Source organism: Actinosynnema sp. NPDC091369, assembly GCF_044757065.1.
Classification (GTDB): Bacteria; Actinomycetota; Actinomycetes; order Mycobacteriales; family Pseudonocardiaceae; genus Actinosynnema.
Map to the genome: position 1 here is coordinate 115,528 of NZ_JBIVUG010000003.1, position 17,619 is coordinate 133,146.

The following is a 17,619-nucleotide window of genomic DNA, read 5'->3' on the forward strand; positions in this document are numbered from 1 at the left end:
CAATCCGTCGTGCCGTTACCCGGCGACCGGCGCGGATTCGACCCCGTCGGCCTTCCGACGCCGGGACCGGGCACCCAGCACGGCGTCGACCACGAGGAACGCCACCAGGCCCAGCCCGAGCAGCGGGATGAACCAGCCGACCGCCGCCGCGACCACGAGCACGGCGACGAGCTGCGCCCGCGGCACCTTGCGCCACTGGCCGCGCGGCACGGGCCGGCCGAAGCCGAGCGTCGGCCGGCGCAGCCACCAGATCCGGTAGCCGAGCATGACCAGCGCCACCAGGCCGAGCCCGACGGCCAGCAGCAGGAGCTGGTTGGGCCAGCCGAACAGCACGCCCATGTGCAGGTCGATGCCCCACCTCGTCAGCTTGGCCGCCAACGGGTAGTCGGAGAACCGCACCTGGTCCGCGATCACACCGCCGTCGACGGCGACCGCGTCCACCTGGGTGGGCCACGAGCGGTCGATCTCGGTGACGTTCCACGCCATGCCCGCCATCGGCGGCACGGTGATCTCGATCAGCCCGGCGTCGATGCCGGCCCCGCGCGCGGTGGCCAGCACGGAGTCGACCTGGCCCGGTGACGGCGGGATGGGGTCGGACATGTCGTGCCCGGCGTGGTCGCCGCCGCCCTCCAGCGCGGGCGTGGTCCAGTTGAACGCCTTCCGCAGGTCGGCCACGTTCTCGCCCGCGTAGGCGGACCAGGTGAGCCCGGTCGCGGACAGGAACAGCGCGCCCGCCAGCACGACCAGGCCGACGGTCGCGTGCGCGCGGGTGGTCGGCTTCGTGCGCTGGGCGCGGCGGCGGCTGAACCACAGCACCACGCCGCCCAGCGCCACCACCCAAAGCCAGGACGCGGCCAGCTCGCTGTAGAGCCGGCCGGGTTCGCCGAGCAGCAGGGTGCGGTGGACCTGGTCGATCGTGGTGCGCAGCGGCAGCACGCCGCTGGTGCCGTAGGTCATCAGCTGGCCGACCACGGTGCCGTCGGCGGGGTTGACGAACACGGTCGGGCGCGCGTCGCCTTCTCCGTCGCCGGTGAACAGCACGCGGGTGGTCGCACCGGGTTCGGGCGCGGGCCGGATCGCGACCAGGTCGTCGTCCGGCCGCACCGCCACCGCGGCCTTGACCTGCTCCGACAGCGGCACGGTGGACGTGGGCGCGGGCACGCGCAACTGGTCGGAGTACAGCCACGACTCCAGCTGCGGTGTCGCGGCGTAGAGCACGCCGGTGAGGGCGGCGATGAGCACGAACGGGCCGACGAGCACGCCCGCGTAGAAGTGGAAGCGCAGCACGAGGCCGCGCCAGGACTCGGTCATGGCGAGAACTCCCGGGTATGGGGGGATGCCACCGGTCCCGGAGCCGGGACGGTGGTGGGGACCTGCGCACACCTAGGAGCGGGGCGGGCCTCGACGGGGCAGCGTGCGGCGGCGCAGCACCTCGGAGAACGGCTGCTGCGGGTCGGCGGCGATCGGGATGCGCAGCGGCGCGAACGCGGGCGGCGCGCTCAGCGGGCGCGGCAGCACGGCCGCCACGGCGGCGGCCAGCCGGAACACGGCCTGCTCGAAGCCCGTCAGGGCGGCGACGACGATCGCCGTGGCGACGAGGTGGGCCAGCAGCGCCGAGGGCGACGGCAGCACGTCGCGCGGGTGCCGCGACAGCACGCCGAGGAAGACGTGCGCGGCCACCTGCACGACGCCGACCAGGCCGAGGAGTTCGGCGAACCCGAGCTGCCGGTCGGTCAGCGGCACGCACGTCCAGGCGATGGCCAGCGCGAACACCAGCACGTGGGGCAGGGACGGCAGGTGGCCGCCCCCGCTCGCGTGGGCGAGCACGGCCAGCAGCCCGGTGGACAGCCCGACCGCGCCGCAGCGCACCGCGCGCGCGGCTCCTCGGGTGGGGGCCGGTGCCACGCTTCCGCAGCGTAGTGGCCCCGTCCAGGGTGCGAGAAGAACCGAATCCGCAGTGCCCGGCGACGGGCCCGTCCGGACTTCGTCGGCCGGACGAGCCCGATTCGTCGCTATTCGCCCACCTCGGTTGGAATGTTGCCCTATCGGGTTGGAATACCGCGGGTCAGTTGTAGGGCATCCCACCGAACGGGCTGGTGGAGACCTGTGCCGCCGTCGTGAAGACGGCGACGAGCAGGGCGGCGACGAGCACTCGGGCGATGCGCATGCGTTCTCCAGTGAACAGGTCGGGGAATTTCGGCGATTACCCTGGCAGTACTCGGGCCGAAACGGGGCGGAATCATCGTGAACAATTGGATAACTGGTTTGACGACCAAGTAAATTGCCACGCAATGTAACATCTTGTTAACCAGGAGTTAGCACCGTATTCTCACGGTGTGCGCGCCGTCACACTGCGTCTCGCCGGTCGCGAGCGTGAGCTGGGCCGCCTCCTGGCGCTGGTGGACGACCTGTCCCAGGGGCGGGGCGCCGCGCTGCTCGTCGAGGGCGAGCCCGGGATCGGCAAGACGGCGCTGGTCCGGGCCGCGTGCGACACCGCGGCGGTCCGGGGGTTCCGGGTGTGTCGGGGCGCGGGCGACGAGCTCGGTCGACCGCTGCCGCTGTTACCCCTGTTGGACGCGCTCGCCGTAGCCCGGTCGGAGAGCGCCGGCGCCACCGCCGAACGCCTGCTGGCGCGGGTGGACGACCTGTGCGCGATCGGCCCCGTGGTGCTGGTGCTGGACGACCTGCAATGGGCGGACGAGGCGAGCGTCGCGGTGTGGCGACGGCTGGCGGGCCTCGTGCCGCAGTTGCCGCTGCTGCTGGTCGGCGTGCTGCGGCCGTTGCCGCGCCGGGACGACCTGGCCGTGCTGCGCATGGACGTGCCCCGGCTCGTGGTGCCTCGCCTCGCGCCGACCGCCGTGGCGGAGCTGACCGGGCGGCTGGTCGGCGGCGCGCCCGACGAGGCGCTGTCCCGGCTGGCCGAGGACGCCGGTGGCAACCCGCTCTACCTGGTCGAGCTGGTCGAGGCGCTGGTGCGCGGCTCGGCGGTCGCGGTGGACGGCGGGGTGGCCCGGCTGGTCGACGCGGGCGTGCCGCCGTCGCTCTCGGCCGCCATCGCGGACCGGATCGGGTTCCTCGGCGCGGACGTGCGGCGGGTGCTCGTGGCCGCCGCGCTGCTCGGGGTGGACTTCCCGGTCGCCGACCTGGCCGCGGTGCTCGGCAGGCGCGTGGTGGAGCTGCTGCCCGCGTTGCAGGAGGCGACCGTGGCGGGCGTGCTGGTGGACGGCACGGCCGGCCTGTCGTTCCGGCACCCGCTGGTGCGCACCGCGCTGTACGACGAGGTGCCCGAGGCGGCGCGGGCCGCGTGGCACGCCGAAGCGGCGCGGGCGCTGGCCGACACGGGCGCGGGCGTGGACCGGGTGACGCGGCAGCTCCTCGCGGCCGACGACCGGATGCCCGACTGGGTGGCGGACTGGCTCGTCCGGCACGGCTCGATGCTCGTGGCGCACGCGCCGGAGGCCGCGGTGGACCTGTTCGGCCGGGTCGTGGTCGCGCCGAACGCGGGCGCCCGGCGCGGCGTGCTGCTGGCGCACCTGGCGGAGGCGAGGTTCCGGCTCGGCGACCACCACGGCGCGGAGGCCGTCGCGCTGGCCGGGCTGGAGCACGGCACGCTGGTCGACCTGCACTGGACGTTGGCGCAGTGCCGCAGCATGACCGGGCGTTCGGCGGAGACGTTGGTGGAGGTGGAGCGCGCGCTCGCGGCGCCGGACGTCACGCCGTCGGACCGGGCGCGGCTGCTGGTGGTGGCCGCCCGCGCGCACTGGGACCTCGGCGAGCTGGACGACGCCGAACGGCTCGCGCGGGCCGCGCTGGTCGGCGGCGACCGGTGGGCCACCAGCTGGGCGCTGCACGTGCGCACGATCGTGGCGATGGCGCGGGGCCGGATGGCCGAGGCGCTGCCGCTGTTCGACCGGGCGCTGGCGGTGGCCATGGGCGAGCCGGCGACGTCGGACCTGCGGCTGCTGCTGCAGATCAACCAGGCCGTGACGCTGGGCGAGCTGGACCGCGGCGCGGAGGCCATCGCGTCCGCGCAGGTGGTGCGGCACGCGGCCGACCAGGTCGGCAACCTCGTGCGGCTCGGGCAGGCGCAGAGCGCGCTGGGCCAGTTGCTGCTCGACGCCGGCCGGTGGGACGAGGCGCTCGTCGACGTCGACCTGCTGACCGACGACCTGAAGCACCCGATGGTGTCGCGGTGCGACCACGGCGTGGCCGCGCTGATCCACCTGCACCGGGGTGACGCGGCGGGCGCGCGGCGGCACCTGGACGCGGCCGGGACGGGGTTGGAGGGGCACGTGATCGGGCCGCTGGCGCTGGCCGTGAGCCTGTCGCTGGAGCAGGCCGGGAGGGTGCGCGAGGCGTGGTCGGTGCTGGGCGGGTGGGACTGCGTGGAGGACCTGCTGCCGGACTTCGTGCGGCTGGCCGTGGAGCTGGGCGAGGACGCCGCCGACGCGGTCGCGCACGCCGAGGCGCTGGCGGCGGAGCTGGACGTGCCGCACCGGCGGGCGTCCGCCGCGTGCTGCCGGGCGCTGGTGTCGGCCGACCCGGTCGGGCTGCTGCACGCGGCGGAGGAGTACCGGGTGGCGGGCCGGCCGCTGTTCCGGGCCAAGGCGCTGTCGGCGGCGGCGGAGCTGTTCGCCTCGGCGGGCGACCGGACGTCGGCGCGGGCGGCGTTGAGCCACGCCGTGGACGTGCACGCGGAGCTCGGCGCGGACTGGGACTCGACCCGGCTGCTGGCCCGGCTGCGCGTGCACGGCATCCGCCGCGGCCCGCACGCGAAGCACCGGCGGGCCACGCACGGGTGGGAGAGCCTGACGCCGATGGAGCTGAAGGTCACCGAGCTGGTGGTGGCCGGCCTGTCGAACCGCCAGATCGGGGAACGCCTGTTCCTGTCCGGCCGCACGGTCGCCACGCACGTGTCGCACGTGCTGGCCAAGCTCGGCGTCCGCTCGCGCACCGACATCGCCCGCGAGGGCATCCGGCGCCTGGGCGCGTCGGGCTAACCGGTCGGGAAGCACTCCCGCGCCCAGGTGGCGTACGAGCGCGCCGGACGACCCAGCACCTGCGCCACGTCGTCGGACAGCAGCGAGCCGTCGCCGGCGCGAATCGCGCGCACGCCCTCCGCGTACTCCGGGGGCAGCGACTCCAGCGGAACGTCCACAGTGGACAGCTCGCGGTCGAGGAGGTCCGACAGCACGGCCACCTGCTCGGGCACGTTCAGCAGTTCCGGACCGGTGAGCGCGTACGTGCGGCCTCGGTGGTCGTCGAGCAGCGCCCGCACCGCCACCTCGGCCAGGTCGCGCGGGTCCACCACGCCGAGCCTCGTGTCACCCGTCGGGTTCGGGATCGGCTCGCCGGCGGCGACCAGCGGCGCCCACTGCGCCGAGTTGGACGCGAACAGGCTCGGGCGCAACAACGTCCACGCCGGGAACGCGCGGGCCGCCTCCTCGCCCGGCCGGTGCCACTCGGCGACCGGGCCGACCGGGATCGCGGACAGCTTCACGACCTTCGCCACCCCCGCGCGCTTCGCCGCGTCCAGCACGGCCAGGTCGTGGGCGGGCAGGTCGACGGTGCCCGGACCGAGCAGGAACACCGCGTCCACGCCCGCCACGGCCCGGTCGAGGGACGCCGGGTCGGTGTGGTCGCCGCGCACCTGGTCGCCGGTCGGCGTGCGGGACATGGCGCGGAACGCGACACCGCGGTCGGCGAGGAGGCGGACGACTTCACGGCCGGTGGTGCCGGTGGCACCCGTGATCAGCAACATGGGACGAGTCTGGGCCGGGCGGTGCGGGAAGGTCTTGGACGTTTCGGCGGTTGTGCCGGACGTGGAAGAACGTCTGCGGCCGTGGGTCGCCGGGATCGGCGTCCAGTCGTTCGAGGCCGGCGGCACGGTGGTGCACGCGCCGGACACGGCCACGACGCTGGTGCTGTGCACGGCGTCGGAGGGCGCGTACGTGGTCGGCCCGCGCGACCGGGCCCGCTACCGGGTGGGTGGTGACGCGTGGCGCACCGTCGTGCGGCTGGCGCCGGGCCGGGCGCAGGCCGTGCTGGACGTGTCGGTGGACGAGCTGGTCGACCGGGCCGTGCCGCTGAGCGAGGTGTGGGGCCGTCCGGTGGGGGACGAGGCCGCGTTGCGGTCGGCGTTGCTGCGCCGGGTCGCGACGGCCGACCCGAAGCGGTCGGACCTGGTGCACGCGGCGGCACGGCTGCTGCGTGCGCACGGCGTGGCGGAGACGGCACGGGCGCTGTCGGTCAGTGAACGGCACCTGCGCACGTTGTTCACCCGGGCGGTCGGGTTGTCCCCCAAGCAGTTCGCCCGGGTGGACCGGGTGCGCCGGGTGGTGGCGCGGGGTGCGCGCGGCGGGTGGGCGCGGCTGGCGGCCGAGCTGGGCTACTACGACCAGGCGCACCTGAGCCGCGAGTTCCGGGCCACGATGGGCGTGCCGCCGGGCGCGTACCTGGCGGGCGACCTGCCGGACGCGACCTACTGCTAGAGGTCCCGGGCGAAGAACAGCGCGACCTCGCCGGCCGCGGGCGTGCCCCGGTAGAACGTGGTGTCCAAGCCGCACAACGTGAAACCGGCCCGCTCGTAGGCGCGCACGGCGGGCACGTTCACCGACGACGTCTCCAGCCACGCGGTCGACGCGCCGCGCTCGCGGCCGTGCGCGCAGGCGTGGTCGAGCAGGGCCCGGCCGATGCCGCGCCCGCGGTGTCCCGGCGCGACCGTGACCTGCGCGATCACCAGCCGCCGGTGCCAGTCCTCCAGGTCGACGGCGACGAAGCCGCGCACGCGCGGGCCGTCGGCGGCGACGAACACCGTGCCGCCCGGGTCGTCGTCGGGCGGGAAGACCTTGTGCAGCGGCGGGTCGACCGGTCTGGGGCGCAAGGTGAAGCCCTCGGGCGTGGCCACGACGTCGAGCACGGTGCCGGTGGTGAAGGAATCGTCCAGCACGGCGACCTGGTCCAGGTCGGCGGGGCGGGCGCGGCGCAGTTCCACGGCGTTACAACCGGGCCGTGCGCACGGCGGAGAAGGTCATCCCGGCGGCTGTGCCGAGCAGGCCGACGACCGCGATCCACACCGCGAAGCGGTTGCCCAGCCAGTCGGCCGACACGCCGCCCAGCAGCGCGCCGAACACGATCACGCCACGGTTGACCGACCGCGTGGTGGCGTTCATCCGGCCCATGAGCCGGTCGGGCGTGATCGACTGCCGGTAGGCCATCTCCACCGGGGAGTCCAGGATGGCGGACAGGAAGAACACGAACTGCGCCGCGCACAGCAGCACGAACCCGGTCGTGCTCGACGTGGCGAACGGCACCAGCGCGTAACCGACGGGGGTGAGCCACCGCGCCGCCACCATCACGGGGCCGGCGCCGAACCGCCGTCCCGCCGGGCCGGACAGCGACGCGCCGAGCAACCCGCCGACACCGCCAACGGCGAACGTGACGCCGAACAGGAACGCGTCGAAGCCCAGTTCGTCCAGCACCAACACGGTGTAGGCAGCCGTGACCATGGACGTGCACAGGAACCACGCGTGCGAGCCGATGGCGAGCGGGCGCAGCACCTCGTGCCCGTAGACCCACCGCAGCCCTTCCTTCACCTCGCCGCGCAAGTCGCGCCGCACCGGCGTCTCGACCGGCCGTTCGGGTGTGCGCAGGGTGGCCAACACCAAGCCCGAGATCAGGTAGGACACGGCGTCGACCAGCACGGCGAGCGGTCCGCCGATGACCTTGACCAGCGCGCCGCCCACCAGCGGACCGAGGCCCTGCGCGGCGGCGCGCGTCTGTTCCAACCGGGCGTTGGCGTCGGTGAGGCGTTCGGTCGGCACGAGCAGCGGCAGGAACGACTGGTGCGCCGCGTCGTAGAACAGCGACAACGTCCCGAACACCACCACCAGCGCGAGCAGCAGCGGCATGGTGAGCGTGCCGGTGAACGCGGTCAGCGGGATCAGCGCCAGCACGACGGCGCGGGCCAGGTCCGTGCCGACCAGCACCGGCAGTCTGCGACGGCGGTCCAGCAGCGCGCCCGCGACCAGCCCGAACAGGAGGTAGGGCAGCCAGCGCGCGGCTTCGAGCATCCCGGCCTCGGTGGCGGTGGCGCCGAGCGTCAACACCGCCACGGCCTTGAGCGCCAACGTGGTGACGTGCGTGCCGGCCAACGACACCGTGTCGGCGGCCCAGAACCGGACGAATTCCCTGTGGTACAGCGACGTGGTGCGTTCTGCGCCGTCGCTCATGCGGCCACCCCCGGACCACCTTCCCAGACGTGTGCGCGGACGGGGAAGTCACCGCGTGCTCGTCCGCACCACGACCGTCCACTCGGGCTCGCGGACGGGCCCCCGGTCGCCCAACGAGATCAGCGCGCACGTCCGGCCCTGGTCGTGCAGCGACTGGGCGACGGTGGTGAGGCCCGCCCGGCTCGCGTCCGGGTCGTCGTCCCACCCGGCCACCGCGAGGTCGTCCGGCACGCGCAGCCCCCGGTGGTGGGCGGCGTCGAGCACGGCGAACGCGAGCTGGTCGCTCATGGCCACCACGGCGTCGGCGCCGGCGTCGAGCAGCGCGTCGGCCAGAGCCGCGGCGTCGGCCCGGTCGTTGCGCGCGACGACCGCGACCGGCAGCCGGTCGGGGTCCGGGCCCGCGTCGCGGCAGTGGTCGTAGACGCCGCGCAGGCGTTCCCGGGTGACGGGGAACGGCACGTCGTCGGCGTCGGGCCCGGTCTCCAGCCGCGGCCTGCGCCCGCGGTCGAACGGGAAGCTGAGCACGGCCGGGCGGCGTGCTCCGGTGAACGTGCGCGCGGCCAGTTCGCGGGCGGAGGCGCGGTTGTCGATGGACACCACCCGCGTGCCGACCACCGAGGGGCCGCCGTGGACGGCGACGGGCTTGTCCGACCCGGTCACCACGTCGAGCACGGGATCGGAGTCGACGGTCGTCCAGACGATGTAGCCGTCCACGGAGGCCGAGCGGACGCGGTCGACGTCGCCGTCCTCGCCGGTGGTCGGGATGAGGTTGAGCCCGACGCCGCGCTCCCGGCAGACCTCGGCGACGCCGGTCAGGAAGCGGCGCGCCTGCGGGTCCTCGAACGCGTAGGCCAGGTGCTCGCCGAGCACGACGCCGATCGCGCCGGTGCGGCGGCGGCGCAGGGACCGGGCGGTCGGGTCCGGTCCCGGGTAGCCCAGCTCGGCGGCGACGGCGAGGACCCGGCGCAACGTCTCCGGCGCGACCCGGTCCGGCTGGTTGTAGCAGTACGACACGGTCATCGGCGAGACGCCGCAGGTGCGCGCGACCAGCGCCATGGTCACGCGTGACGACCTCGGGCCCGACATGCGGCCAGCCTATCTGTGTATCGTTACACAATGCGCAGGTCGGGTGTGGCCCTGGTGGCGTTGAGCGCCGCCTGCTTCGTGTCCGTGACGTCGGAGAACCTGCCGGTGGCGCTGCTGGCCGAGCTCGCGGCCGGACTCGGGGTGGGTGAGTCGGCGGTCGGGCTGCTGGTCACCGGGTACGCGGTCGTGGTCGCGCTCTCGGCGGTGCCGCTGGTCGCCCTCACGGTCCGCTGGGACCGCCGCACGACCGCCCTGGTCACGGTCGCGGCCATCGCGTTGTCCAACGTGCTGCTGGCCGTCGCGCCCGGCTACGGCGTCGCGGTGCTCGCCCGGCTGGTCTCGGCCGTCGGGCACGGCGTGTTCTGGTCCGTCGTCGCGCCGATGGCCGCGCGGCTGCTCGGGGCGGACAGGGCCGGCCGCGCCACCGCCGTGGTGTTCGCCGGGAACTCGCTCGCCTTCCTCGTCGGGCTGCCACTGTGCTCGTGGCTCGGCGCGACGCTCGGCTGGCGGCTCACCGCGCTGGCGATGGCGGGCGTCGCGGCGGTGGCCGCGGTGGCGATCCGGCTGACGGTCGACCCGGTGCCGGGCGAGCGCTCGCCGGCGGCACGGGGACCGACGGCGATCCGGCACGCCCTGACCGACCGCGCCCTGCTCCCGGTCAACCTGGTCACGGTGCTCGCGGTGACGGGCCACTTCGCCGTGTTCACCTACATCACGGTGATCATCGCCGACTACGCGCACCTCGCCGGGCCCGGCACGTCGTCCCTGCTGCTCGCGTACGGCGCGGCGGGGATGCTCGGCCTGGTGCTGATCGGGCGGCACGTGGACGGCCGGCCGCGGGGGACCGCCCTCACCGTCACCGCCGGCCTGGCCGCGTGCATGCTCGTGCTGCTGGTCCTCGGGCCGGGTTCGGGGGTCGTGGCGGGAGCCGCCGTGGTGCTGTGGGCCGTGCCGTCGGGCGGGCTGGCCGTGGTGCTCCAGGCCGCGGTCCTGCGCACCGCCCCCGACCGGCCGGACCTCGCGTCCGCGGTCTACGTCGTCGCGTTCCAGGTCGGCATCGCGCTCGGCGCGTGGGTCGGCGGCGTCTTCCTCGACCTCGGCGCGCTGCCCGTCGCCGTGGCGGTCGCGGTGGCGTGCGGCCTCGTCGGCGCGGTCGTCGTGCGCCGGTCCGCCGCGTTCTCCGTAGCATCGAACGCGTGACGGAGTGGGCCCGTGCCGCGATCGGGTTGCTGGAAGCCTCCCCGGCCGCCGAGGAGCCGACACCGCTGCGGCGCTTCCCGTTGCCCGGTGACGGTTCGGTCGAGCTGTTCGTCAAGGACGAGTCGGCGCGCCCCACCGGCAGCCTCAAGCACGGGTTCGCACGGGCGCTGCTGCTGGACGCGCTGCGGCGCGGCCTGATCGCCGAGGGCACCCCGCTGGTCGAGGCGACCAGCGGCAACCTGGCCGTCGCGGCGGCGCACTTCGCGCGGCTGCTCGGCCTGCCGTTCACCGCCGTGGTGCCGCGGCGGACCGGCCGGGCCAAGCTCGACCGCATCGAGGAGCACGGCGGCCGGTGGGAGCCCGTGGACCCACCACTGGCCGTCTACGAGCGGGCCGGGCGGTTGGCCGCGGCCACCGGCGGCCACTACCTCGACCACCTGGCGACCCTGGGCGGCGCGGTGGATCGCGACGGCGGGTGGAACCTGGCCGCCGAGATCCTGCGCGACCTCGGCCGCCTCGGCCGCCCCGCGCCCGCGTGGGTGGTGGCGGGCGTGGGCACGGGCGCGACGTCCCGCGCGATCGGCCGCCACCTGCGCCGGCACGGCCACCCGACCCGGCTGGCCGTGGTGGACCCGGAGAACTCCGCCTACTTCCCCGGCTGGACCACCGACGCGGCCGACTACGCGACCGGCATGCCGTCGCGGATCGAGGGCATCGGCCGACCGCGGCTGGAACCGCCGTTCGACGGCGGGGTGGTGGACCTGGTGATCCCGGTGCCCGACGCGGTCAGCGTCGCGGCGATGCGGCACCTGCGCGCGGTCACCGGGCTGGTCGCGGGTCCTTCGACGGGCACGTGCCTGGTCGGCGCGTGCCACCTGGTGGCCGGGATGCGGGCGCGCGGCGAGAACGGCGCGGTGGTGATGGTGCTGGGCGACTCCGGCCTGCCGTACGCCGACACGTACTACGACGACGAGTGGGTGTCGGCGAAGGGCTGGGACCTGGCCGGTCCGACGGCCGCGCTGACCCGGTTCACCGAGGACGGCACGTGGCCGTGAGCGGTCAGGGCGTGGTGCGGCGGTAGTGGCGGTGCACCCGTGCCAGGCGGGCTTCGGTCCGCTCCGGCTCGTCCATGCCCGCGCGCACGCGCTGCCGGAGCCGTGCCGCCACGACCTCGCCCAGCGGCACGTCGGCGTGCTTGCGGAACCGCCCCGGTCGCCGGTCGCGCGCGGACTGCTCGGCGTGGTCGGCCGACGCCTGGTCGGGCCGGCCGAGCGCACCGCGCAGCGCCTGGTCGGCGTGGTGCCGGTCGGCGCGGTGCGCGAGCTGCCTGTTGCGGGTGATGTTGCGGCGCGAGCTCTTGTCGTTCTCGCCGTAGGTGTTGCGGCGGTCCTTCGCGTAGCTCAGCCGCTTCTTCTCCTGCGGGCTCCGGCGCACAACGTCCCCCTCTGTCCATCGGGTCACGGGACGTTAGCCGGGCGGCACCCGTGCGGCCCAGGTGTTTTCCCGGCCGTGTCGCGAGTCCTGACCTCACCGCTGCGCCGCGCGGGCCAGTGCCCGGCCGATGACCCTGGCGGCGTCGGGGAAGCGGTCGGGGTCCGGGCCGGAGTAGTTCAGGCGGAGGAACGAGCCGGAGGGCTCGGCCGGGAACCACTCCGCGCCGGGCGCGACCACCACGCCCTCGGCCTCGCAGTCGCGGACCAGCCGGTCCCGGTCGGTCGCGTCGGGCAGCCGGGCCCACAGGTTCAGGCCGCCGGGCGGCACGTGCTCCAGGTGCGCGTCCGGCACGTGCTCGGCCAGGCAGGCGGCGAGCAGGTCGCGCCGTGCCCGCAGCTGGTGGCGCAGGGCACGCAGGTGGGCGCGCCACCCGGGCTGCGTGACGACGTCGAGCGCGGCGGCCTGGAGCACGCCGCTGACGTACACCGACTCCGCGCCCCGGTCGGCCAGGATGCGGTCGCGCACCGGGCCGCGGGCGATGACGGCGGCGACCCGCACTGCCGGTGACACGCTCTTCGTCAACGAGCGCAGGTAGACCACGTGGCCCGCGTCGTCGTGCGCCGCGGCGGGCCGCGCGGTGGTGTCGATGCCGAAGTCGTGCGCCCAGTCGTCCTCCACCAGGAACGCGCCGTGCGCGCGGACGACGTCCAGGACCCGCCCCACCAGGTCGGGCGACCACTGCGCCCCGGTGGGGTTGGCGTAGTTGGGCTGCGCGTAGAACGCCCGCGCCCCGGTCTCCTCGAACGCCCGCGCCAGCTCGTCCGGGTCCGGGCCGGCCGCCCCGCTCGGCACCGGCACCACCCGCACGCCGGCCTGGGCCGCGGCCAGGATCGCGCCCCAGTAGGTCGGCGACTCGATCAGCAGCGGCCCGCCGAAGCCCACCAGCGCGCGGAACGTCGAGCTCAGACCGCTCTGGCTGCCGGGCAGGACCACCACGTCGCGCGGCGCGGGCGGGGTGACGCCGGCCGGCGTGGCCTGCCCCAGCTCGCCGGCGAACCACGCCCGCAGCTCCGGCAGCCCGGCGGTGTCCGACCGGGTCAGCGCCGCGTCGGCACGGGCGGCGCGGGCGAGCGCGGCGCGCACGAGCCGTTCGGGGAGCAGGTCGCGGTCGGGGTAGCCGGAGTGCAGGCCGATGGCGTCGGGCAACTGGCCGCGCAGGGGCGTGGCCAGGACGGGCAGGGCCGCTCGCGGTGACCGCAGGGCGCCGGTCTGCCAGCCGTAGTCCGGCGGCCGGACCGCCCGCACGGCGCGGACGAACGTGCCGACGCCGGGCCGTGACTCGACGAGCCCCTGTGCGGCCAGCGCGTGCACCGCCTTCTGCACCGTCACCGGGCTCGCGCGCCTGGTACCGCGGTCTGGCGATCGGCCCGATGGCGCGGGTCAGCCAGGTGCAGCTGGTGCAGCCCGTGCTGGGCATCGGTTGGGCGGCGCTGCTGCTGCGGGAGCGGCTGACCTGGCCGACCGTGCTCGGGGGCGTCGCCGTGGTGCTGTGCGCGTCGGTCGCGGTGCGGGTACGCCTCGACCGGGGATGACGCAGCGGCGCGGGGGTCAGCAGTTCGCGGCGCGGTCGAGCAGCAGCTTGCGCTCGCGCTCGTTGCGGGTGAGCCCGGCCGCCAGCTTGAACTCCTCCCGCGCCTCGGCGTGCCTGCCCAGCTTGGCCAGCAGGTCTCCGCGCACGCTCGGCAGCAGGTGGTAGCCCTTCAGCGCGGGCTCGTCCAGCAGCTCGTCCACCAGCTCCAGCCCGACCTCCGGGCCGAACGCCATCCCGATCGCCACCGCGTGGTTCAGCTCCACGATCGGCGACGGCGCGACCAGCGACAACGCCTCGTACAGCCCGGCGATGCGGGTCCAGTCGGTGTCCTCCGGCACGCGTGCCCGCGCGTGGCAGGCGGCGATGGCGGCCTGCAACGCGTACGGCCCGCCCGCGCCGCCCAGCGACTCGGCCCTCGCCAACGCCGCCAGGCCGCGGCGGATCAGCAGCTGGTCCCAGCGCGCCCGGTTCTGCTCCAGCAGCAGCACGGGTTCGCCGTCCGGGCCGACGCGGGCCCTGGCCCGGGACGCCTGGATCTCCAGCAGCGCCACCAGGCCGTGCACCTCGGGCTCGCGCGGCATCAGGCCGGCCAGCACGCGGGCCAGCCGCAGCGCGTCCTCGCACAGCGCCGGGCGCATCCAGTCGTCGCCCGCGGTGGCCGAGTAGCCCTCGTTGAAGATCAGGTAGATGACGCCGAGCACGGACGCCAGCCGGGCGTCCCGCTCGTCCTCCGCCGGCACCTCGAACGGGACACCGGCCTTGGCCAGGGTCTTCTTCGCCCGCACGATCCGCTGCGCCACGGTCGCCTCGGGCACCAGGAACGCGCGGGCGATCTCGTCGGTGGTCAGGCCGCCGAGCACGCGCAGCGTCAACGCCACCTGCGCCTCCGTCGACAGCACCGGGTGGCAGGCGGTGAACACCAGCCGCAGCAGGTCGTCGTCGATCCCACCGACCTCGGCGGCGGCGTCCGGCTCGTGGTCGGAGCCGGTGTCGCGCCCGATCTGCTCCAGCTTGCGCTGGTAGTTGCGCTCGCGCCGGATCCGGTCCACGGCCCGGTTCTTCGCCGCGGTCATCAGCCACGCGCCGGGGTTGCGCGGCACGCCCTGTTCCGGCCACTGCTCCAAGGCGCTGACCAGCGCGTCCTGGGCCAGTTCCTCGGCCAGGCCGACGTCGCGCACCATCCGGGCCAGCCCGGCGATCAGGCGCGCGGACTCGATCCGCCACACCGCCTCGACCGCGCGACGCGCATCGGTAGCCACCACGACCCGGGATCAGATCAGCTACCGATGCGCGTCGGCAAGCGGCGCGGCGGCCCCTCAGCCCCGGGAGGCGCGGGCCTCGTGCTCGGCGCGCAGCTCGCGCTCGCGGTCCTTCAGCTCCTCGGAGGCGTTGACGAAGTCGTCCTCGGTGAAGACCTGCCGGATCTCGATCTGCGACTCGTCGCCGGTGGGGTTCGGCACCCGCTTCACCCACTCGACGGCCTCCTCCAGCGACTTGACTTCGATCAGCCAGAAGCCCGCGATGAGCTCCTTGGTCTCGGTGAACGGGCCGTCGACCACGGTGCGCTTGTCGCCGGAGAAGTAGACCCGCGCGCCCTTGGAGCTGGGGTGCAGGCCCTCGCCCGCCAGCATCACGCCCGCCTTGACCAGCTCCTCGTTGAACGCGGCCATCTCGTTCAGCTGCTCCGCGGTCGGCTGGACCCCGGCCTCGGTGTCCTCGGTCGCCTTCACGATCACCATGAAACGCATGTCGCTCTCCCTGTCGGTTCGTCGGCCGGTACATCCTGGCCGCCACTGACGCGACGATCGAGCGGGTGCGCGGATCGACACGTGCGCCGAAGTTTTTCCAAGATTTTTTCGCGGGCCGCTGACCAGCGGGTTTACGTGATGGGTGAGCCGCCGGTGACGCCGACGACCTCGCCGGTGATGTAGCTGGACTCGGCCGAGGCGAGGAAGACGTACAGCGGCGCGAGTTCTGCGGGCTGCCCGGCGCGACCCATGGGGGACTGCTCGCCGAAGTTCTCCACCTTCTCCGGCGGCATGGTGGCCGGGATGAGCGGCGTCCACACCGGACCGGGCGCGACCGAGTTCACCCGGATCTTCCGGTCGACCAGGTTCTGCGCCAGGCCCTTGGTGAAGTTCACGATCGCGGCCTTGGTGGTGGCGTAGTCGAGGAGCTGGAAGGACGGCTGGAAGCCCTGGATGGACGACGTGGTGATGATCGAGGAGCCCTCGGGCATGTGCGGCACGGCGGCCTTGCACAGCCAGAACATCGCGTACACGTTCGTCTTCATGACGCGGTCGAACTGCTCGGTGGTGATGTCGAGCAGGCCGCCCTCTTGCGCCATCTGGTAGGCGGCGTTGCTGACCAGGACGTCGATCCGGCCGAACTCCTCGACCGCCCGCGCCACGACCGCCGAGCACTGCGCCTCCTCCACGAGGTCGCCCGGCACGGTGACCGCCTTGCGGCCGGCCTCCTCCACGAGCCGCGCGGTGTCGCGGGCGTCCTTCTCCTCGGCGGGCAGGTACGAGATCAGCACGTCGGCGCCCTCGCGCGCGAACGCCAGCGCGACGGCGCGGCCGATGCCGGAGTCGCCGCCGGTGATCACGGCCTTCTTGTCGGTGAGCCGTCCCGAACCGCGGTAGGTCTGTTCACCGTGGTCGGGGGTGGGGCGGACGTCGTCGGTCAACCCTGGGTACTTGATGGGGGTCTCGGCCATGCCCGCAGGGTGCCCAGGCGAGTCCGACCTGAACACGTCGAAGGGCGCGCCTCCGGTGTGAGGCGCGCCCTTCGGGTGGTGCGGGTGTCAGCGGCGCAGCGCGCGCTGGACCGTGAAGGCCCCCGGGCCGAGGACGGCCAGCAGCAGGAAGATCCAGCTGTAGACGGCGGCCAGCTCGCCCATGTTGTGCATCGGCAGCAGCGCTTCCGGCTGGTGGACGGTGAAGTAGGCGTAGGCCATCACCCCGGAGAGCACGAACGCCGCCGGCCGCGCGGCCAGGCCGATCAGCACCAGGACCGCGCCGACCAGCTCGATCACGCTGCCGTACCAGCCCGGCCAGGAGCCGAACGGGACCGCGCCGCCCTGGCCGTCGATGCCGCCGAGGAAGCCGAGGCCCTGGAGGCCGTGCAGGCCGAACAGGAACGAGACGACGACGCGGAAGGCGGCGAGCACCAGGTCGTTGCGCCTGGCGGCGGTGGCGGGGTGGGCGGCGGCGCGGCGGGTGTCGGTCGTGGTGGTCATCTCGGGCTCCCCTGCTCGGTGGTCTTACTGAGACGACGAACGGGGACCCCGCCGGATCGACACGGCCGCGGAACTTTTTTCGCCGAGCCTGACCTGGAGGGTGAAACGGCTGGTCGGAGGGGGAAGGCGCTGGCCGCGCCGGAAGAAGCGGACGCGGTGGGGGTCGGCCGCCTCGGCCCGCATGGCCGCCAGGTCGGCCTCGGTGGGCGCGCGGGCGACCGACGGGCCGGGCCGGTGGTCGAGCGGCGGTGGCGGGCCGTGGTCGTCGGCGTCGTCGGGCAGCGGGGGGAGGTCGACCCGGCACGCGACCAGGCCGTCGGTGTCGGGCAGGTCCAGCGGCAGCACGGACCCCGGCCAGAAGTAGTCGAGGTCGTCCGGGGCGTCGGGGAACAGCGGGCGGTAGTGGTCGGGGTCCTTGCGCAGGAGGGCGGACCGGTGGCTGCGGTGCAGGTCGTCGTCGCCCAGCCAGGGCGGCAGGAGACCTTCGGCCAGGCACCACGACCAGGTCGGCTCGTGGCCGCCGGTGAAGTCGAGGAGGGAGGCGCGCAAGCCGTCGCGGTGGCCCCGGCGCCGCCACTCGTCGCACACGGCCACGCCGTAGGCGACCAGCGCGGGCGTGAACCCGCGCCACATGACCACCGCCGGGTGCCGCTTCCAGCCGTAGTCGGGCCAGACCAGGGCGCGCAGGATCTGCAGGGTCTCCACGCGCTGCTTGCCCAGCCGTCGCGAGTCGAGCACGGCGGCGCTGGCGGCGAAGGTGGCGCGGGGCAGGAACGTCTGCACCCCAGCGACCTACCCCACCTGCGGCGGGTCAAGCGCGCGACCCGCAACAGACC

At 74.7% G+C, this 17,619-nt stretch carries 18 protein-coding genes; 5 read left to right on the forward strand and 13 right to left on the reverse strand.

The window, feature by feature from the left end:
- Positions 1-15 precede the first annotated feature (15 nt).
- Together ACIQMJ_RS13005 and ACIQMJ_RS13010 are read right to left on the reverse strand one after the other, a co-directional pair.
- Positions 16-1,311 (reverse strand): PepSY-associated TM helix domain-containing protein, encoded by a 1,296-nt coding sequence (locus ACIQMJ_RS13005; protein WP_499761173.1) that lies wholly within the window; start codon positions 1,309-1,311, stop codon positions 16-18.
- Between the two features lie 72 nt (positions 1,312-1,383).
- Positions 1,384-1,905: a hypothetical protein gene (locus ACIQMJ_RS13010; RefSeq protein ID WP_499761174.1), complete on the reverse strand. Its 522-nt coding sequence runs from the start codon at positions 1,903-1,905 to the stop codon at positions 1,384-1,386.
- A 431-nt stretch (positions 1,906-2,336) separates the two neighbouring features.
- Here ACIQMJ_RS13010 and ACIQMJ_RS13015 point away from each other — a divergent pair, with 431 nt between their 5' ends.
- Entirely contained in the window at positions 2,337-5,000 is a 2,664-nt protein-coding gene (locus ACIQMJ_RS13015) for a helix-turn-helix transcriptional regulator (protein ID WP_499761175.1), read from the forward strand.
- Here ACIQMJ_RS13015 and ACIQMJ_RS13020 read toward each other — a convergent pair.
- Positions 4,997-5,761 (reverse strand): NAD(P)H-binding protein, encoded by a 765-nt coding sequence (locus ACIQMJ_RS13020; RefSeq protein WP_499761176.1) that lies wholly within the window; start codon positions 5,759-5,761, stop codon positions 4,997-4,999. The genes ACIQMJ_RS13015 and ACIQMJ_RS13020 overlap by 4 nt on opposite strands.
- Positions 5,762-5,822: 61 nt before the next feature.
- On the opposite strand from ACIQMJ_RS13020, the gene ACIQMJ_RS13025 reads away from it, so the two are divergent.
- Positions 5,823-6,491 carry a helix-turn-helix domain-containing protein gene (locus ACIQMJ_RS13025; RefSeq protein WP_499761177.1) on the forward strand — a complete coding sequence of 223 codons (669 nt, stop codon included), beginning with the start codon at positions 5,823-5,825 and terminating at the stop codon, positions 6,489-6,491.
- Here the strand turns inward: ACIQMJ_RS13025 and ACIQMJ_RS13030 are convergent.
- The 3 genes from ACIQMJ_RS13030 to ACIQMJ_RS13040 are packed head-to-tail and all read right to left on the reverse strand — an operon-like array spanning position 6,488 to position 9,317.
- Positions 6,488-6,994, reverse strand: a complete 507-nt coding sequence (locus tag ACIQMJ_RS13030) for a GNAT family N-acetyltransferase (RefSeq protein WP_499761178.1) — start codon at positions 6,992-6,994, stop codon at positions 6,488-6,490. The genes ACIQMJ_RS13025 and ACIQMJ_RS13030 overlap by 4 nt on opposite strands.
- A 4-nt stretch (positions 6,995-6,998) precedes the next feature.
- The gene (locus ACIQMJ_RS13035; RefSeq protein ID WP_499761179.1) at positions 6,999-8,231 is read right to left on the reverse strand and encodes an MFS transporter; all 1,233 of its coding nucleotides are present in this window, start codon (positions 8,229-8,231) and stop codon (positions 6,999-7,001) included.
- A 48-nt stretch (positions 8,232-8,279) separates the two neighbouring features.
- Positions 8,280-9,317: a LacI family DNA-binding transcriptional regulator gene (locus tag ACIQMJ_RS13040; RefSeq protein ID WP_499761180.1), complete on the reverse strand. Its 1,038-nt coding sequence runs from the start codon at positions 9,315-9,317 to the stop codon at positions 8,280-8,282.
- Between the two features lie 30 nt (positions 9,318-9,347).
- Between ACIQMJ_RS13040 and ACIQMJ_RS13045 the strand changes: the two genes are divergently transcribed.
- Together ACIQMJ_RS13045 and ACIQMJ_RS13050 are read left to right on the forward strand one after the other, a co-directional pair.
- A complete protein-coding gene (locus ACIQMJ_RS13045; RefSeq protein WP_499761181.1) occupies positions 9,348-10,517 on the forward strand; it encodes an MFS transporter in 1,170 nt (389 codons plus the stop codon).
- The gene (locus tag ACIQMJ_RS13050) at positions 10,514-11,572 is read left to right on the forward strand and encodes a PLP-dependent cysteine synthase family protein (RefSeq protein WP_499761182.1); all 1,059 of its coding nucleotides are present in this window, start codon (positions 10,514-10,516) and stop codon (positions 11,570-11,572) included. Before ACIQMJ_RS13045 ends, ACIQMJ_RS13050 begins: the two co-directional genes overlap by 4 nt.
- A 4-nt stretch (positions 11,573-11,576) precedes the next feature.
- Here the strand turns inward: ACIQMJ_RS13050 and ACIQMJ_RS13055 are convergent, their stop codons facing one another.
- Positions 11,577-11,951: a hypothetical protein gene (locus ACIQMJ_RS13055; protein WP_499761183.1), complete on the reverse strand. Its 375-nt coding sequence runs from the start codon at positions 11,949-11,951 to the stop codon at positions 11,577-11,579.
- Between the two features lie 93 nt (positions 11,952-12,044).
- Positions 12,045-13,340: an aminotransferase-like domain-containing protein gene (locus tag ACIQMJ_RS13060; RefSeq protein ID WP_499761184.1), complete on the reverse strand. Its 1,296-nt coding sequence runs from the start codon at positions 13,338-13,340 to the stop codon at positions 12,045-12,047.
- Between ACIQMJ_RS13060 and ACIQMJ_RS13065 the strand changes: the two genes are divergently transcribed.
- Positions 13,304-13,543 (forward strand): EamA family transporter, encoded by a 240-nt coding sequence (locus ACIQMJ_RS13065; RefSeq protein WP_499761185.1) that lies wholly within the window; start codon positions 13,304-13,306, stop codon positions 13,541-13,543. The genes ACIQMJ_RS13060 and ACIQMJ_RS13065 overlap by 37 nt on opposite strands.
- Before the next feature lie 16 nt (positions 13,544-13,559).
- Here ACIQMJ_RS13065 and ACIQMJ_RS13070 read toward each other — a convergent pair whose 3' ends face one another.
- From ACIQMJ_RS13070 to ACIQMJ_RS13090, 5 genes are all read right to left on the reverse strand, one after another.
- The gene (locus tag ACIQMJ_RS13070; RefSeq protein WP_499761186.1) at positions 13,560-14,804 is read right to left on the reverse strand and encodes an RNA polymerase sigma factor; all 1,245 of its coding nucleotides are present in this window, start codon (positions 14,802-14,804) and stop codon (positions 13,560-13,562) included.
- 54 nt (positions 14,805-14,858) lie between these two features.
- Positions 14,859-15,290, reverse strand: a complete 432-nt coding sequence (locus ACIQMJ_RS13075; protein ID WP_499761187.1) for a YciI family protein — start codon at positions 15,288-15,290, stop codon at positions 14,859-14,861.
- Between the two features lie 131 nt (positions 15,291-15,421).
- Positions 15,422-16,261 (reverse strand): SDR family oxidoreductase, encoded by an 840-nt coding sequence (locus tag ACIQMJ_RS13080; RefSeq protein ID WP_499761188.1) that lies wholly within the window; start codon positions 16,259-16,261, stop codon positions 15,422-15,424.
- An 87-nt stretch (positions 16,262-16,348) separates the two neighbouring features.
- Positions 16,349-16,783 carry a DoxX family protein gene (locus ACIQMJ_RS13085; protein ID WP_499761189.1) on the reverse strand — a complete coding sequence of 145 codons (435 nt, stop codon included), beginning with the start codon at positions 16,781-16,783 and terminating at the stop codon, positions 16,349-16,351.
- Positions 16,784-16,807: 24 nt separating this feature from the next.
- Positions 16,808-17,566, reverse strand: a complete 759-nt coding sequence (locus ACIQMJ_RS13090; RefSeq protein ID WP_499761190.1) for an MSMEG_6728 family protein — start codon at positions 17,564-17,566, stop codon at positions 16,808-16,810.
- Positions 17,567-17,619 lie beyond the last annotated feature (53 nt).

What these genes read in the sequence shown, in the direction of transcription:
- ACIQMJ_RS13080 (WP_499761188.1), bottom strand. Translation starts at nt 16,261, where the DNA reads ATGGCCGAGACCCCCATCAAGTACCCAGGGTTGACCGACGACGTCCGC.
- ACIQMJ_RS13020 (WP_499761176.1), bottom strand. Translation starts at nt 5,761, where the DNA reads ATGTTGCTGATCACGGGTGCCACCGGCACCACCGGCCGTGAAGTCGTC.
- ACIQMJ_RS13085 (WP_499761189.1), bottom strand. Translation starts at nt 16,783, where the DNA reads ATGACCACCACGACCGACACCCGCCGCGCCGCCGCCCACCCCGCCACC.
- ACIQMJ_RS13075 (WP_499761187.1), bottom strand. Translation starts at nt 15,290, where the DNA reads ATGCGTTTCATGGTGATCGTGAAGGCGACCGAGGACACCGAGGCCGGG.
- ACIQMJ_RS13045 (WP_499761181.1), top strand. Translation starts at nt 9,348, where the DNA reads ATGCGCAGGTCGGGTGTGGCCCTGGTGGCGTTGAGCGCCGCCTGCTTC.
- ACIQMJ_RS13005 (WP_499761173.1), bottom strand. Translation starts at nt 1,311, where the DNA reads ATGACCGAGTCCTGGCGCGGCCTCGTGCTGCGCTTCCACTTCTACGCG.
- ACIQMJ_RS13040 (WP_499761180.1), bottom strand. Translation starts at nt 9,317, where the DNA reads ATGTCGGGCCCGAGGTCGTCACGCGTGACCATGGCGCTGGTCGCGCGC.
- ACIQMJ_RS13035 (WP_499761179.1), bottom strand. Translation starts at nt 8,231, where the DNA reads ATGAGCGACGGCGCAGAACGCACCACGTCGCTGTACCACAGGGAATTC.